Origin of the sequence: Embleya sp. NPDC050493 (assembly GCF_044458105.1) — a bacterium.
GTDB lineage: Bacteria > Actinomycetota > Actinomycetes > Streptomycetales > Streptomycetaceae > Embleya.
Genome location: NZ_JBITHP010000011.1, coordinates 212,448 through 228,264 on the forward strand (window position 1 = coordinate 212,448; position 15,817 = coordinate 228,264).

Annotated in this window: 16 protein-coding genes; 5 read left to right on the forward strand and 11 right to left on the reverse strand. The window is 69.9% G+C overall.

Annotation, left to right across the window (positions count from 1 at the left end; translation table 11 throughout):
• Positions 1-57 precede the first annotated feature (57 nt).
• From ACIBM5_RS22685 to ACIBM5_RS22715, 7 genes are all read right to left on the reverse strand, one after another.
• Entirely contained in the window at positions 58-792 is a 735-nt protein-coding gene (locus ACIBM5_RS22685; protein ID WP_396008493.1) for a potassium-transporting ATPase subunit C, read from the reverse strand.
• A gap of 5 nt (positions 793-797) precedes the next feature.
• On the reverse strand, positions 798-2,912 hold the full coding sequence (gene kdpB / locus ACIBM5_RS22690; RefSeq protein WP_396008494.1) for a potassium-transporting ATPase subunit KdpB: 2,115 nt from the start codon (positions 2,910-2,912) through the stop codon (positions 798-800).
• Entirely contained in the window at positions 2,909-4,573 is a 1,665-nt protein-coding gene (gene kdpA / locus ACIBM5_RS22695) for a potassium-transporting ATPase subunit KdpA (protein ID WP_396008495.1), read from the reverse strand. Before kdpA ends, kdpB begins: the two co-directional genes overlap by 4 nt.
• Complete coding sequence (gene kdpF, locus ACIBM5_RS22700) at positions 4,574-4,663, reverse strand: K(+)-transporting ATPase subunit F (protein ID WP_391581698.1); 90 nt, start codon at positions 4,661-4,663, stop codon at positions 4,574-4,576.
• Between the two features lie 385 nt (positions 4,664-5,048).
• Complete coding sequence (locus ACIBM5_RS22705; RefSeq protein ID WP_391581697.1) at positions 5,049-5,867, reverse strand: DUF3710 domain-containing protein; 819 nt, start codon at positions 5,865-5,867, stop codon at positions 5,049-5,051.
• 1 nt (position 5,868) lies between these two features.
• Positions 5,869-6,396, reverse strand: coding sequence for a dUTP diphosphatase (gene dut / locus ACIBM5_RS22710; RefSeq protein ID WP_396008496.1), 528 nt, complete (start codon positions 6,394-6,396; stop codon positions 5,869-5,871).
• Positions 6,393-6,974 (reverse strand): PaaI family thioesterase, encoded by a 582-nt coding sequence (locus ACIBM5_RS22715; protein ID WP_391581695.1) that lies wholly within the window; start codon positions 6,972-6,974, stop codon positions 6,393-6,395. Before ACIBM5_RS22715 ends, dut begins: the two co-directional genes overlap by 4 nt.
• 98 nt (positions 6,975-7,072) lie before the next feature.
• Here ACIBM5_RS22715 and ACIBM5_RS22720 point away from each other — a divergent pair, with 98 nt between their 5' ends.
• Both ACIBM5_RS22720 and ACIBM5_RS22725 read left to right on the forward strand, forming a co-directional pair.
• Positions 7,073-7,966, forward strand: coding sequence for an SDR family oxidoreductase (locus tag ACIBM5_RS22720; RefSeq protein ID WP_391581694.1), 894 nt, complete (start codon positions 7,073-7,075; stop codon positions 7,964-7,966).
• A gap of 32 nt (positions 7,967-7,998) precedes the next feature.
• On the forward strand, positions 7,999-8,448 hold the full coding sequence (locus tag ACIBM5_RS22725; protein ID WP_396008497.1) for a DUF3093 domain-containing protein: 450 nt from the start codon (positions 7,999-8,001) through the stop codon (positions 8,446-8,448).
• A 279-nt stretch (positions 8,449-8,727) separates the two neighbouring features.
• Here ACIBM5_RS22725 and ACIBM5_RS22730 read toward each other — a convergent pair whose 3' ends face one another.
• Positions 8,728-9,024 (reverse strand): DUF4193 domain-containing protein, encoded by a 297-nt coding sequence (locus ACIBM5_RS22730; RefSeq protein ID WP_020555852.1) that lies wholly within the window; start codon positions 9,022-9,024, stop codon positions 8,728-8,730.
• A 248-nt stretch (positions 9,025-9,272) separates the two neighbouring features.
• On the opposite strand from ACIBM5_RS22730, the gene ACIBM5_RS22735 reads away from it, so the two are divergent.
• The 3 genes from ACIBM5_RS22735 to ACIBM5_RS22745 all read left to right on the forward strand — a co-directional run bounded on the left by ACIBM5_RS22735 (position 9,273) and on the right by ACIBM5_RS22745 (position 12,013).
• Positions 9,273-9,791 (forward strand): gamma carbonic anhydrase family protein, encoded by a 519-nt coding sequence (locus ACIBM5_RS22735; protein WP_391581692.1) that lies wholly within the window; start codon positions 9,273-9,275, stop codon positions 9,789-9,791.
• A 123-nt stretch (positions 9,792-9,914) separates the two neighbouring features.
• A complete protein-coding gene (locus tag ACIBM5_RS22740) occupies positions 9,915-10,820 on the forward strand; it encodes an ABC transporter ATP-binding protein (RefSeq protein ID WP_396008498.1) in 906 nt (301 codons plus the stop codon).
• Complete coding sequence (locus ACIBM5_RS22745) at positions 10,817-12,013, forward strand: ABC transporter permease (protein WP_396008499.1); 1,197 nt, start codon at positions 10,817-10,819, stop codon at positions 12,011-12,013. The genes ACIBM5_RS22740 and ACIBM5_RS22745 overlap by 4 nt, the downstream gene beginning before the upstream one ends.
• A 76-nt stretch (positions 12,014-12,089) precedes the next feature.
• Here ACIBM5_RS22745 and ACIBM5_RS22750 read toward each other — a convergent pair whose 3' ends face one another.
• The 3 genes from ACIBM5_RS22750 to ACIBM5_RS22760 all read right to left on the reverse strand — a co-directional run bounded on the left by ACIBM5_RS22750 (position 12,090) and on the right by ACIBM5_RS22760 (position 15,500).
• Positions 12,090-13,040 carry an acyl-ACP desaturase gene (locus ACIBM5_RS22750; RefSeq protein WP_391581689.1) on the reverse strand — a complete coding sequence of 317 codons (951 nt, stop codon included), beginning with the start codon at positions 13,038-13,040 and terminating at the stop codon, positions 12,090-12,092.
• 217 nt (positions 13,041-13,257) lie between these two features.
• Positions 13,258-14,838, reverse strand: coding sequence for a sensor histidine kinase (locus ACIBM5_RS22755; protein WP_396008500.1), 1,581 nt, complete (start codon positions 14,836-14,838; stop codon positions 13,258-13,260).
• Between the two features lie 8 nt (positions 14,839-14,846).
• Positions 14,847-15,500 (reverse strand): response regulator transcription factor, encoded by a 654-nt coding sequence (locus ACIBM5_RS22760; RefSeq protein ID WP_020555846.1) that lies wholly within the window; start codon positions 15,498-15,500, stop codon positions 14,847-14,849.
• Positions 15,501-15,817 lie beyond the last annotated feature (317 nt).

The following is a 15,817-nucleotide window of genomic DNA, read 5'->3' on the forward strand; positions in this document are numbered from 1 at the left end:
GGCCGGGGAGTACCGACACCGGCACTCCCCGCCCCGTGCCCACCACGACCGCCGGGGTCAGCCGGCGAGCTTGGCGAGCGCGATGTTGAGTTTCAGCACGTTCACGCGCTCCTGGCCGAGGAACCCGGCGTTGGGAGCGTCCACGTGCTTGTCCACCAGCGCGCGCACCTCGGCCACGTTCAGACCGCCGCGCTCCTTGGCCACCCGCTCCACCTGGAGCAGTGCGTAGGCCTTGGAGATGTGCGGGTCCAGGCCGGATCCGCTCGCGGTGACCGCGTCCACCGGGACCCGGTCCTCGCCCACTCCGTTGAACTTGGCGACCTGCGCCTTGCGGTCGCCGATGAGCTTGACGAAGTCCGGGTTCTCGGGGCCGTAGTTGGACGCCCCCGAGGCGAGGCCGTCGTAGTCGGCGGCCGACGGACGCGGTTGGAACCACTTGGGGTCCGGCTGCGTGCCGACGCCTGCGGCCTGCTCGGCGGTGAGCGCGCCGCCTCCTTGGAGGTAGGTGTAGCCCTCACCGTCCGCCGTGGCGATCACCTCGCGGCCGTCGGCGTCGAACTTGCGCGGGTTGCCCTGCGCGTCGACCAGGTCGAAGGACTGGCCGACCAGGCTGGAGCCGACGTCCTTGCCGTCGACGCTGACCATCGAGCCGTCGGCGTTGTCCTTGAAGAACGCCTGCGCAACCCCGGTCATGGACAGCGGGTAGAGGATGCCCAGGAGCACGGTGAGCACGAGGAAGGCCCTCAGGGCCGCGCCCAGGACACGGATACGGGTACCGAAGTTGGTTGCCATCTGAATCAGCCGATTCCGGGGATGAGCGAGACGAGCAGGTCGATGAGCTTGATCCCGACGAACGGGGCGATCAGGCCGCCGAGACCGTAGATCCGCAGGTTGCGACCGAGCAGCTTGTCGGCCGACATCGGCCGGTACCGCACGCCGCGCAGGGCCAGCGGGATCAGCGCGACGATGATCAGGGCGTTGAAGATGACCGCCGAGATGATCGCCGACTCGGGGGTGGCCAGGTGCATGATGTTGAGCTTGTCCAGCGGGGCGAGTGCCTCGGCGCCCTTGATGCTCGCGAACATCGCCGGGATGATCGCGAAGTACTTCGCGACGTCGTTGGCGATCGAGAACGTGGTGAGCGCGCCGCGGGTGATCAGGAGCTGCTTGCCGATCTCGACGATCTCGATCAGCTTGGTCGGGTCGGAGTCGAGGTCGACCATGTTCCCGGCCTCTTTGGCCGCCGAGGTGCCGGTGTTCATCGCCACGCCCACGTCGGCCTGGGCCAGTGCGGGTGCGTCGTTGGTGCCGTCGCCGGTCATCGCGACCAGCTTGCCGCCCGCCTGCTCGCGCTTGATCAGCGCGAGCTTGTCCTCGGGGGTGGCCTCGGCGAGGAAGTCGTCGACGCCGGCCTCGTCCGCGATCGCCTTGGCGGTCAGCGGGTTGTCACCGGTGATCATCACCGTGCGGATGCCCATCCGGCGCAGCTCGTCGAACCGCTCCCGCATGCCCTCCTTGACCACGTCCTTGAGGTGGATCACGCCCAGGATCCGGGCGCCGTCCACGTCCTCGACCGCGACCAGCAGCGGCGTACCACCGGCGGCGGAGATGCCGTCGACCAGTTCGCCGGACCGGGCCGGGACGGCGCCGCCGCGCTCGCACACCCACGCGTTGATCGCGGAGGCGGCGCCCTTGCGCACCATCCGCGCGCCCTTGTCGTCACTCAGGTCCACGCCCGACATCCGGGTCTGCGCGGTGAACGCGATCCACTCGGCGTGCGTGAGTTCGCCCTGGGTCCGCTCGCGCAGCCCGTACCGTTCCTTGGCCAGCACCACGATCGAGCGGCCCTCGGGCGTCTCGTCCGCGAGCGAGGACAACTGCGCGGCGTCGGCCAGCTCGGCCTCGCTCACCCCGTCCACCGGGACGAACTCGCTCGCCTGCCGGTTGCCCAGGGTGATCGTGCCCGTCTTGTCCAGCAGCAGAGTCGACACGTCGCCCGCCGCCTCGACCGCGCGCCCCGACATGGCCAGCACGTTGCGCTGCACCAGTCGGTCCATGCCGGCGATGCCGATCGCCGACAACAGCGCCCCGATCGTGGTGGGGATCAGGCAGACCAGCAGCGCGACCAGGATGATCATCGACTGCTCGGCGTGTGCGTACATCGCGATCGGCTGCAGCGTGACGACCGCGAACAGGAAGACGATGGTCAGCGACGCGAGCAGGATGTTGAGCGCGATCTCGTTCGGCGTCTTCTGCCGGGCGGCGCCTTCGACCAGGGCGATCATCCGGTCGATGAAGGTCTTGCCGGGCTCGGTGGTGATCTTGACGACGATCCGGTCGGACAACACCTTCGTACCGCCGGTCACCGCCGACCGGTCGCCGCCCGACTCGCGGATCACCGGCGCGGACTCGCCGGTGATCGCCGACTCGTCCACGCTGGCCACGCCGTCGACGACGTCGCCGTCACCGGGGATGATGTCGCCGGCTTCGCACACCACGAGGTCGCCGATGGCCAGCTCGGTGGCCGCGACCCGCTCTTCCCTGCCGCCGACCATGCGCCGGGCGACCGTGTCGGTCTTGGCCTTGCGCAGCGTGTCCGCCTGCGCCTTGCCGCGCCCTTCGGCGACGGCCTCGGCCAGGTTGGCGAACACCACGGTCAGCCAGAGCCAGACGGTGACCACCCAGGCGAACACGCTCGGGTCCTTGATCGCCATGACGGTCGTGATGACCGACCCGATCTCGACCACGAACATGACCGGGGTGCGGACCATGACGCGGGGGTCGAGCTTGAGCAGGGCTCCGGGCAGCGACTTGAGCAGCTGACGGGGTTCGAACAGGCCGGCCGAGACCCGGCCGGGGCCGGTGGATGACTCGACGTGTTCTTCGGTGGGGCGTATCGCGGTGTCTGTCATGCCAATCCCTCGGCAAGCGGCCCGAGAGCCAGGGCGGGGAAGAAGGTCAGGCCGGTGATGATCAGGATCACGCCGACGAGTTGACCCACGAACAGGGGCTTGTGCGTCTGCAGGGTGCCCGCGGTGTCGGGGATGCTCTTTTGCTCGGCCAGTCGACCGGCGAGGGCGAGCACGAGGCAGATCGGCACGAATCGGCCGATCAGCATGGCCAACCCGATCATCGTGTTGTAGAACTCGGTGTTCGCACCGAGCCCGGCGAACGCGCTGCCGTTGTTGTTGGCGCCCGAGGTGAACGCGTAGAGCACTTCGGAGATGCCGTGCGGCGAATCGGAGTTGAGGATCGCGGCCTGTTCACCGGGCAGCGCGATGGCGATACCGGTGAAGGTCAGGATGGTCGCGGGCACCACCAGGATGTACATCGCGACCAGCTTCATCTCGCCGGCGCCGATCTTCTTGCCCAGGTACTCGGGCGTGCGACCGACCATCAGACCGGCCACGAACACCGCCAGGATCGCCATGATCAGGATCCCGTACAGGCCCGAGCCGACCCCGCCCGGCGTGATCTCGCCGAGCATCATGCCCAGCAGGGTGATGCCGCCGCCCAGTCCGGTGAAGGACGAGTGGAACGAGTTGACCGCGCCGGTGGAGGTCATCGTGGTGGAGACCGCGAAGACGGACGAGCCGGGGATACCGAACCGCTGCTCCTTGCCCTCCATCGCGCCGCCCGCCAGTTCCGGGGCCGTGCCGTTGCCGTGCGCCTCGGTCCACCACATCAGCAGGACGGCGACGAACCAGATCACGAACATCGCGGCGAGGATCGCGTAGCCCTGCTTGAGGTTGCCGACCAGGCGGCCGAAGGTGCGCGGCATCGAGAACGGGATCACCAGGATCAGGAAGATCTCGAACAGGTTCGTGAACGCGTTGGGGTTCTCGAACGGGTGCGCCGAGTTGGCGTTGAAGAAGCCGCCGCCGTTGGTACCGAGCTCCTTGATCACCTCCTGCGAGGCCACCGGACCACCGGGGATGGTCTGCGAGCCGCCCGAGAGCGTCCGCACGGTCTGCGGGTCGGCCAGGTTCTGGATCGTGCCGGAGGCGACCAGCACGATCGTGCCGATGATCGCGATCGGCAGCAGGATGCGCACCGAACCGCGGATCAGGTCCACCCAGAAGTTGCCGATCTCGCCCGAGCGGACCCGGACGAACCCGCGCACCAGCGCGATCGCCACCGCCATGCCCACCGCGGCCGACACGAAATTCTGCACGGTCAGACCGACCATCTGAACCGTGTGGCCCATCGCGGTCTCGCCGGAGTACGACTGCCAGTTCGTATTCGCCGTGAACGACGCGGCGGTGTTGAACGCCTGGTCCGGCGTGATCGGCTTCATCCCGAGATCGAACGGGAGGTGGTCCTGGAACCGCTGCAGGGCGTACAGGCCCAGCACCGAGAACATCGAGAACCCGAGCACGCTGCGCAGGTAGACGGTCCAGCGCTGCTCGGCGTTCGGATCGGCGCCGATCAGCTTGTACAGGACGCGCTCACCGCGCATGTGCTTGTCACCGGCGTACACGCGGGCCATGTAGTCGCCGAACGGGCGATGGACCGCGGCCAGGACGGCTATCAGCAGGGACAGCTGAAGTATCCCCGCGAGCGTGACGCTCACCTAGAACCTCTCGGGGAAGATCAGGGCCAGGACCAGGTAGCCGAGCAGGGCGATGGCAACGCTCAGGCCGACGATGCCGTCTGCGTTCACAGCTTCGCCACCCCCTTGGCGATCAAGACGACCAGCGCGAAGAACGCGATCGTCAGGAATACGAAGGCCAGATCAGCCATCGCGGATGCTCCTTGGGACGGACAGGCGCTTGATCGCCCGTAGCGAGGACATTGATAGCACTTCCAAGCTGTCAAAAATCCCCATAAACCGGGCAAAACCGAAAGCGTTGGCGGCGCCCTAACGCACCCATATGCCTTCTTGATGCGCCCTTGACATCAAGATTCGAAGCACCCCGGAATCGGACCCGCGCACGGGCCGGTGCCGCCCGCCTCCCACGCCCCCGCGAAATGCGGTGCGGACACGCACGAAGCCCGGTCCCGCCTTTCGGCGAAACCGGGCTTCGGTGTTCCGGGGTACTTCGCTGTTACCGGACCTCGGTGATCTCCGGGCCGCGCTGGAACGGGTCCAGGTCGCCCGCGAAGCGGTCCTCCTCGGCGCCCTGCGGCGGCACCGCGAGCCCGCTGTTCGGGTCGACCTGGGCGTTCTCCGGCAGGCGCAGCAGGATCGGGTCGCGCGGCGCCATCGGCTCGTTGCCGCGCACCACGACGGTGTCGCGGAACATGGTCTCCAGGTCGGCGCCCACGGTGGGGTCCACCGCGGCTCGACCGGAGATCACTCCGCGCAGGAACCAGCGCGGCCCGTCGCAGCCGACGAAGCGCACCAGCTGGTGGCCCTGCGTGCCGTCCGGAAGCTGCACCGGAACCTGGGCCCGCAGTTCCCAGCCGAGGCCGGCGTCCTGCTCGTCCACGATGCCACCCTGCTGGGTGATCCCGGAGGCGATCTCGGCGCGCACCTCGTGCCAGATGCTCTCGTTGCGCGGGGCGGCGAACGCCTGCAGTTGCAGACCGCTGTCCTCGAGCACCACGGTGGCGGCGATGATCAGGTCGTTGGAGACCTCGACCCGCAACTCCATCCGGGGGTCGCTCGGGATGAGCATCCCGCCGAGGTCGATGCGGTCCTCGTGCGGGTCCTCGAGCTCGTCGAAGTCCCACGGACCGTCCGGCCGGGGCGCGGGCGGGATCGGTCGGCTCAGCTCGTCGAGGTCCGAGTCGTCGGAGCCCGTCGCGGCCCCGTCGCTCGACGCCTCGTCGGCATCGCCCTCGTCCTCGATGATGCCGTCGAGGTCTTCGTGCTCCTCGACGGGCAGATCATCCTTTTCGCTGCGTCGGCGACGACCGAACACGTCACAGTCCTTCCCTGTCGGAAGCCGAGTCTTGCACGATGCCCGCGCTGCCCGCCGCCACGGCGCTCGAAACGCCGATCGCGGCGTGCCCGCCGGTGGATCCGAAGCCGCCTTCGCCGCGCCCGGAACCGGGCAACTCGGCGACCTCGTGGAACCCCGCTCGCTCGACCCGTTGGATCACGAGTTGGGCGATTCGGTCGCCGCGACGAAAAACGACCGGCGTACGCAGGTCGTGGTTGACCACGACAACCTTGATTTCGCCACGGTATCCCGCATCGACGGTGCCTGGGGCGTTCACCAGGGATACTCCGCACCGCGCGGCGAGTCCGGAGCGCGGATGCACGAACGCGGCATAGCCGTCCGGGAGCGCGATCGCGATGCCCGTGGGCAGCACCATGCGCTCACCTGGGGCGATCTCGGCGTCCTGCGCGGTCACCAGGTCCGCGCCGGCGTCGCCCGGGTGCTCGTATGCGGGCAGCGGAAGTTCCGGGTCGAGCCGGCGCACCAGGATGTCCACACTCGTGCTCACGGGTTCACCTCGAACGCTCGGGCCGCCTTCATCAGGTCGGGATTGTCCATGACGCGTTGTACGTCTTCCGCACGTCCATTGTCGACGAAGTGCTCGAGTCCCACGCTCACGAACAGCGCCGCCGCCTCGACCGCGATCGGACCGTCCGGGGCGTCGAGCCGGCCCACCGCGCGCGAGTAGATCTTGCGGCCGGCCACCGCCTCGCACCACGCGTGGATGTACAGCGTGGACCCCACCGGGACCGGGCGGCGGAAGTTCGTCTCCAGGTGCCCGGTCACCGCCGTGGTGTGCAGCATGTACCCGATCGCGCCGAGCGCCTCGTCGAACGCGCAGGTCAGCAGCCCGCCGTGGGCCAGGCCCGGGGCTCCTTGGTGCAGCGTGGTGACGCTGAACTCGGCGTCCACGGACACGCCCTCGCCGGCGCGCGCGCGAATGCGCAGCCCGCCGGGGGCGGCCTCGCCGCAGCCGAAGCAGTCGCTGTAGTGCTCGCCCAGCTCGGTACCGGGAGAAGGCGCGTCCGGGTGGGGCTGGGGCACCACCGCTTCCGGAGGCGGGGTCAGGGATGTTGGTCGACTCACGCCGAAGGACACTACCGTCGTTCCGACCGACACCCGCGCAGCGGCTTGGGAGCCGCCGGCGCCGCGGCCCGAAAGGGGCGCGGGACGGAAGGAAGCGCATGACCAAGAGCGTGGTCGTCACCGGGGCGACCGGTGGGATCGGCCTTGCCATCGCCCTGGAGCTGGCGGGATCCGGCTTCGACGTGATCGGCACGGCCAGGACCCGGGAGCGGGCCGAGCGCCTGCGCGAAGCCGCCGAGCGCGCCGAGGTGGGCGTGCGCACGGTCCTGCTCGACGTCGCCGACGCCACGTCGACGGTGCGGGCCTTCACCGAGATCGCCCAGATGACCGCCGGCGGCCCGTGGGCCGTGGTCAACAACGCCGGGATCGCGCAGCCGGGCGCGATCGAGGACGTGGACGACGAGCAGATCCGCGCCCAGTTGGAGACCAACCTGATCGCGCCCGCGCGCATCGCCCGCCTGGTGCTGCCGCAGATGCGCCGGCGCCGGGACGGGCGGATCGTCAACATCTCCTCCCTCTCCGGCCGGGTCTCGAACCCGTTCCTGGGCTGGTACTGCGCGAGCAAGCACGGGCTGGCCGCGATCACCGACGCGCTGCGGATCGAGACCGCCGGGTTCGGCGTCAAGGTCGTGCTGATCGAGCCCGGCAGCTTCGGTACGGACATCCGGGAGCGCGGCATGTCCCGGCTGCCACCGCGCAAGACGTCGGCCTACAACGACTCCTACGACCTCGCCGACGACCTGGTGCGCCGGGCCAAGGCGCTGCCCGGGCCGGCGCCGGTCGCGCACGCGGTGCGCGTCGCGCTGAGCGTGCCGCGACCGCGACCGCGGTATCTGGTGGGCAACGACGCCCGGGCCGGTGCGCTGCTCGATCTGGTGGCGCCCACCGCTCTCGCGGATTACGCCAAAGGGGTCGCGACCGGGCTGCGTACGCCTCCGGAGCGGGTCACCCGCACCCTGGCCCGATTGACCCGGCGACACGGCCCGCGCTGACCCGCGTCGGCCGCGCATGACAGGCTGGTGCCATGCAGGCGTACAGCGAACGACTCGGCGTGCCGGCCTCCTGGTGGGCCCTGACCGTCCTGATGGCCGTCTCGGGCGGGCTGGTGGGCCTGGCCTTCGGGATCGCGGCGACCTTCGTGCTCGCACTGGCCCTGGGCGCCCTGACGGCGTGGGGCACCGCCGCCTACGGCGCGGCACGGATCACCGTGACCGAGACCGAGTTGTCGGCGGGTCGGGCCACGATTCCGCTGACCGCGCTCGGTGCGGGCGTCGCGCTCGACCCCGAGCAGGCCCGCTCGCTGCGGATGGAGAACGCGGATCCGCGCGCGTTCATGCTGCTGCGCGCGTACATCCCGGGGGCGGCGAGGATCGAGGTCACCGATCCGGCCGACCCCACGCCCTATCTCTATCTGTCCTCGCGCAACCCGCAACGTCTGGTCGACGTCGTGGCCGCGCTGCGCGCCCGCGCCTGACCGCGTCGCGGACGGGCTCGATCCCGGCTCGCGCGAGCCGGGGGTGAGTCGATCGTCCGGCGCCGAACCGGCCACCGGACAGTCAAGAACGCCCGCCGGTGCGTCGGCGGACGTTCGACTTCGTACGTCATGCGTGCGGCTTCATCACTTCCCACGCCTTCGTATCGTGTTCTCGCGTTCAAGGACGCTCGGCGAACGTCGACGGTCCAACTCCTGCCGATACCCGTATGGCGTGTGCAGGGTTGCCGTTCATCGCCGGTCGTCCTCGACCGCACACGATCAGGCGCAGTCGCTGCAGATCGCCTGGCCGTCCTTCTCCTTGGCCAGCTGGCTGCGGTGGTGCACCAGGAAGCAGCTGGAGCACGTGAATTCGTCGGCCTGCTTCGGGACGACCCGGACGGACAGCTCCTCATTGGAGAGGTCCGCACCGGGAAGCTCGAGAGACTCGGCCTGCTCGAACTCGTCGACGTCGACCGAACCGGCCGACTTGTCCACGCGCCGAGCCTTCAGCTCCTCGATGCTGTCTTCGTTGATGTCGTCATCGGTCTTACGCGGGGTGTCGTAGTCGGTTGCCATGTACCTCTCCCCCTCCGGGTGGATCTGCGGTGCTCAATCGTGCGACATCGCCCGAGGACCTTCGTGGACGATGCCTTCAGCGCACGTAACGCGCGAGGGGCCGGAGTTGTGCCCGACCCGAAGCGCAGATTTTGCCTTACATCAAGGCTCGTTACGCAATCGACACCCAACCGAACCCCCAAAGAGGTGACTTGGTTGGATGGGGGGCCACTGTAACCCCGTACCGCCCTGCACAACCAGGAGGAATCGTGACGGTCTACGCGCTGGGTGATCAAATACCCAAGGTGCACCCCGATGCTTATGTGCACCCGGATGCGGTCGTGATCGGCAGCGTGGAGATCGGCGCGGATTCTACGGTGTGGCCGGGGGCCGTACTGCGCGCCGATCACGGCCGGATCGTGATCGGCGAGCGCACGTCGGTCCAGGACGGGTGTGTACTGCATACGACGGCGCCGTGGCCGACGGTAGTGGGCGACGAGTGCGTGATCGGTCACATTGTGCATTTGGAGGGCTGCGTGATCGAGGATCGTTGCCTGGTCGGCAACGGCGCAGTGGTCATGCATCAGGCCGTGGTGCGCACAGGTGCCCTGGTGGGAGCGGGTGCGGTGGTCGGAAATCGGATCGAGGTGCCGTCCTACGCGATGGCGCTGGGGGTGCCGGCGAAGATTCGCGAGAACGCCGTTCCGCCGGGCGCGTTCGCGGAGGCGGTGCGCAGTTACGTCGAGAACGGTCGCCGTTTCCGTCGGGATCTGCGGCGGATCGACTGACCGGCGCGTGGTCCCGGGGCCGGCGGGGTGTGTCGGATCGCACACGTCCGCTTCGGTTTGAAGGCCCCGTTCGGCCCCGTATATAAGTGCGACACGGGGGCTGGGAATCACACGGGGAGTGTTGTGCTCGAGTTGGTCGGCCTGGACAAACGGTTCGGTGAAAAGGTCGTCCTCGACGACCTCTCGCTGACCGTACAACCGGGCCAAATGTTTGGTTTTGTCGGCACCAACGGGGCCGGCAAGACCACGACCATGCGCATCGCGCTGGGCGTGTTGGCGCCGGACGCGGGCGAGATCCGCTGGCGCGGTGCGCCGGTGGACCGCGGCGTGCGGCGACGCTGGGGCTACATGCCCGAGGAGCGTGGCCTGTATCCGAAGATGCGCATCCGGGATCAGCTGGTCTACCTGGCCGAGCTGCACGGGATGACCCGCGTCCGGGCGCACGAGTCGGCCGAGCGCTGGCTGGACCGGCTCCAGGTCGCGGGCGGGCCCGCGGACCGGCTGGAGACCCTCTCGTTGGGCAACCAGCAGCGGGTCCAGCTGGCCGCCGCGCTCGTGCACGAGCCGGAGCTGCTGGTCCTGGACGAGCCGTTCTCCGGCCTCGACCCGGTCGGCGTGGACGTGATGGCCGGCGTGCTGCGCGAGCGCACCGCCGCGGGTGCCTCGGTGGTCTTCTCCAGCCATCAGCTGGAACTGGTCGAGTCGCTGTGCGACGCGGTGGGGATCATCAACAACGGACGCATGCACGCCGTCGGCACCGTCGCCGAGCTGCGCGGGGACGACCGCGCGGTGCGCTACCGGGTGCGGCTCGCCCAGGCGCCGACGGGCTGGGCGGAGGAGGTCGCCGGGCTGAAGGTGCTCTCCGCGCAGGACGACACGGTGCTGGTCGAACTGCTTGCCGGGACGAGCGAGCAGGTGCTGCTCGACGCGGCCCGGGCGGCGGGCCGGGTGCTGGCCTTCGCGCCCGCGACCCCCTCGCTCGCCGAACTCTTCCGCGAGGTCGTTAACGGGACGGAGGTCGGCGCGTGAGCACCGGCGGCAGCACGTTTTGGTCCGCCGTGCGCCTGGTCGCGCGCCGCGAGTTCACCGAGCGCATCCGGGACCGGGGCTTTCAGATCTCGGTCGGGGTGATGTTGGCGATCCTGCTCGCGTCGGTGGCCATCCCGGCCGCACTCGGCGGCGGCTCGGACAAGTACGACGTGGCCTTCCTCGGCCCGCAGCAGACGCAACTGGCGCAGACCGCGCAGCGGCAGGCGACGCTGCTGGACGTGGACGTGCGGGTCGGCTCCGTCGCCGACCGCGCGGCGGCCGAGAAGGCGCTCGCGGACGGGAAGCTGGACGCGGTCGTGGACGACGGCCGGATCCTGGTGGACAGCGAGCTGGCCGACCCGCTGGCGGCCGTCCTGCAGAGCTCGTGGGCCACCGTGGAGCGGGACCTGCGCCTGCACGCGGCGGGCATCGACCCGGGCGCGGTGAACCAGGCCTCGGCGATCGCGCCGATGCCCAGGACCACCCTGGATCCGGACGCCGACCAGCGCGACGCGCGCAAGGGCATCGCCTTCGTCGGCACGCTCGTGCTCTACGGCATGCTCATGCTGTTCTGCATGTGGGTGGCGAGCGGTGTGGTCGAGGAGAAGTCCAGCCGGATCGTGGAGATTCTGCTCGCGACCGTGCCCGCCCGCGCGCTGCTGACCGGCAAGATCCTCGGGATCGGCCTGCTGGGCCTGCTCCAGATGCTGGTCACCGCGGTGGTCGGGCTGGTCGCCGCGTCCGCGCTGGGCACGATCGAGTTGACCGGCGACATGGTCTATCCGGTGGCGCTGGTGCTGCTGTGGTTCGTGGTGGGCTACGCGATCTACGCGTGCATGTTCGCCGCCGCCGCGGCCCGGGTCTCGCGCCAGGAGGACCTGCAGAACGTCATCACGCCGATGACCTCGCTGCTGATCGCCTCGTTCCTGGCCGCCGTCTTCCTCGGCCAGAAGGGCGGCACGCTCGCCCAGGTGCTGGCGTATGTGCCGCCGTTCTCGGCGATGCTGCAACCGGTCCTGACCGCGGCGGACGAGGTCTCCGTGGCGGAGAACCTGGCCGCCCTCGCGATCGCGCTGCTCGCACTGGTGGGCCTGGTCCGGCTCGCGGCCCGGATGTACGAGGGCGCGGTGTTGCGGATGGGCGGCAAGGTCGGCTTCCGGGAGTCGCTCGGCGGGTCCGCCCGCAGGCGCTGAGCCGGCGCGCCCGGGCCCGGGCCCGCCGTCCCCGAGGGGGCGGCGGGCCCGGGCAGGTTTCGGGCGGGGGTCCCGCTCAGCGGCGGTTGGCCGCCTTGCGGGCCTCCAGGGCGAGCCGGCGCTCCTCGAAGCGCACCACCTGGGAGTCCAGGCCGCCGAGGAACAGCGCGAGCTCCTCACGGGCCTTCTCGCCCTCCGGGCCCAGGTCCGTGCGCTCCATGATCTTGAGGTTGCGCAGCACCGGCAGGATCACGTCGTTCTGGTGGATCGGCAGGTTGTACACGCCGCCCACGGCGAGCTTGGCCGCCGCGCGCTCGAAGCCGCTGATCCCGTGCCCGGGCATCCGGAAGTCGGTGACCATCTCGGTGACCGCGCGCATCGCCTGGTCCGGGGCGATCTCGAAGGCCGCCTTGAGCAGATTGCGGTAGAAGACCATGTGCAGGTTCTCGTCCGTGGCCACCTTCGCGAGCAGCTGCTCGGCGATCGGGTCGCCACACGTGCGGCCCGAGTTGCGGTGCGAGACCCGGGTGGCCAGCTCCTGGAAGGTCACGTAGGCGATCACGTGCAGCGGATTGTCCATGTGGTCGCCCTGATAGCCGGCCTCCATGTGTTCCATCCGCGAGCGCTCCAGCGCGACCGGGTCCACCGCGCGGGCGGCCATCAGGTAGTCGCGGATCGCGATGCCGTGCCGGCCCTCCTCCGCGGTCCAGCGGTGCACCCAGGTGCCCCACGCGCCGTCGCGGCCGAACATCGCCGCGATCTCGTAGTGGTAGCTGGGCAGGTTGTCCTCGGTCAACAGGTTCAGCGTCAGCGCTATCCGGCCGACGTCGGTGAGGCCGGACTCCTCCGGGCTCCACGCCTCACCGCCGAGCACGCCGTCGAAGTCGCGACCGGCGCTCCACGGCACGTACTCGTGCGGGAACCACTCCTTGGCCACCGAGAGGTGGCGGTCCAGCTCGACGGCGACGACCTGCTCCAACTCGCGAAGCAGGTGCTCACCGGTCGGGGCGGGGGCGAGAAGATTCATCGGCTCTCCAGGGCATAGGCAGACAACGTCGTACAGCGGCAGACACGGAGGACAACGCTGTGCATCGCCCGCACTACGCGTCCCTACGATTCCGTAACTTACGACAGCGTAGGTTGGTTCCACCCCAAGACGGAAATGTGATCCACGACTCTCGTACGTACGTACGACGAAATCGGGCCGCGGCGGCCGTCCGCACCGGGCCGGCCGCCGCCGTCGATCAGCCCGCCGGGAAGCCGATCCGCATCATCAGGCCTCCCTCTTCGTGCGGCTCGACCTCGATCCAGCCGCCGTGCGCGCGCACGATCGAGCGCACGATGGACAACCCGAGCCCCACGCCCTTGTCGCTGGCGATCCGCTCCGTGCGCAGCCGCCGGAACGGCTCGAACATGTTGTCCACCTCGTAGCCGGGCACCACCGGCCCGGTGTTGACCACGGTGAGCACCGCGACGCCCGCGGTGGACTCGGTGGAGATGTCGACCGTGCCGTCGGGCCGGTTGTAGCGCACCGCGTTCTGGATCAGGTTCATCGCGACCCGCTCCAACAGCACTCCGTTGCCCTGGAGCACGGCGGGACCGAGCTCGTCGTGCAGGGTCACCTTGCGCTCGGCCGCCTCCGCGCCGGTCTGGTCCACCGCGCGCCGGGCCACCTCGGCCAGATCCACCGGCTTGCGCTCGGTCAGCTCGTTGTCGCTGCGGGCCAGCAGCAGCAGGCCCTCGATCAGGCCCTCGCTGCGCTCGTTGGTGGCCAACAGGGTCTTGCCGAGCTGCTTGAGCTCGACGGACGCCTCCGGATCGCCGAGCGCGACCTCCAGCAGGGTGCGGTTGATCGCCAGCGGCGTGCGCAACTCGTGCGACGCGTTGGCGACGAACTTGCGTTGCGACTCCAGCGAACGATCCAGCCGGTCGAGCATGTCGTCGAAGGTGTCCGCGAGCTCCTTGAACTCGTCGTCCGGCCCGTCCAGGTCGATCCGCCGGTGCAGGTTGGATCCGGCCACCTCGCGGGCGATCGAGGTGATCCGCTCCAGCGGACGCAACACCCGGCCCGCCATCACGTACCCGAACCCGAAGGCGATCACCGACAGCAGCAGCAGCGCCAGCAGCGACTGCTGGAGCAGCGAGTTCAGCGCGGCGTCGCGCTGGTGGATCTGCTGGATGGTCTGCCACTGCTCGAACTGCTCGGGCGTCATCGGCACGCCGTTGATGGTCATCAACGTGTTCGGCGCCAGGCTGAGATTCAGCCGGCCCTCGGTCAGGCTCTGCCGTACGAGCAGGTAGACGGTGCCGAGCAGCAGCACCCCGGCGATCAGGAACATTCCGCCGTACAGCGCGGTCAGTCGCATCTTGATGGTGGAGCGCAGCAGCGCGGGCAGCTGCGAGGGGGCCATCCGCGACAGCCGGGACATCTCCGCCGCGTCGTCGGCGTCCCGGCCCAGGATCAGTCGCCGGCCGCCGGCGGTCGGGCGCTGCGGGTCGCGGACGAGGTCGCGGGCGGGCTCGCGATTGGGCTTGGGCGGTGCGCCCGGCGGCCCACTGGGACGCGGCGGCTGGGGCGGCCGGCCCGGGCGTGGCGGTGGACCGGGCTTGGGCGCCGGGCCCGGCTTCGCGGGGGCCGCGGCAGGCTTCCCCGGCGCCGGGGCGGGCGTCGCGGGTGCCGGACCCGGCCCGGCCGGCGCCGGGGCCGGCTTCGCAGGTGCCGGACCCGGCTTCGCGGGCGCGGTCGAGGCGCCCGCGGCCGGCTTCGCGGAGCCGGCTGCGGTACTTCCGGCTTCCGCCGGGACGGCCCGAGAGCTGTCGTTCATGGCGGTCCTCAAATGCGGTATCCGGCGCCGGGCACCGTCAGGATGACGGGCGGCTCGCCGAGCTTGCGGCGCAGCGTCATGACGGTGACCCGGACGACGTTGGTGAACGGATCGGTGTTCTCGTCCCAGGCCTTCTCGAGCAGTTGCTCGGCCGAGACCACGGCCCCGTCGGCGCGCATCAGCACGTCCAGCACCGCGAACTCCTTGGGCGAAAGGTGCACCGGGACGCCCTCGCGCAGCACCTCGCGCCGGTTCGGGTCGAGCCGGATGCCGGCCCGCTCCAGCACCGGCGGCAGCGGGGAGACGGCCCGCCGGCCGAGCGCGCGCACCCGGGCGATCAGCTCGCTGAAGGCGAACGGCTTGGGCAGATAGTCGTCCGCCCCCAACTCCAGACCCTCGACTCGATCGCTGACGTCGCCGGCCGCGGTGAGCATCAGCACCCGCATCGGAATACCGGTCTCCACCACCGCCCGGCACACGTCGTCGCCGTGCACGATCGGCAGATCCCGGTCGAGCACCACCACGTCGTAGTCGTTGACGGCGATCCGCTCCAGCGCCGCCTCCCCGTCGTACACGACGTCGACGGCCATCGCTTCCCGGCGCAACCCGGTCGCGACCGCGTCCGCCAGGAGCTGCTCGTCCTCGACTACGAGAACCCGCACCGGCTGTGCCTCCTGCTCGAAGAAAGGGGATGCATCCGTTGTCCATCTTCCCCCGCACCCCGGTAAAGCCCCGGTAAGCCGACCGGTGGCCCGGGCGGGCGGGACGGGGCCGTCGAGTCGGTCGGGTCTGGGACGTTACGGCACCCCCCGAGGGAGGGAAGGATTCCGGTACGCCCCGGAAAGTCCGACACTGCGCCGTTGGGCAGGACAAGTCCCCTGGTCAGACCCCTGGATCGGGCGTCGCCAAAGGCCGGGATCGGTGGTTTCCCCGGCGACGCACGGGGGGTAGGACATCCGAAACCGGCGACGACGAGTGA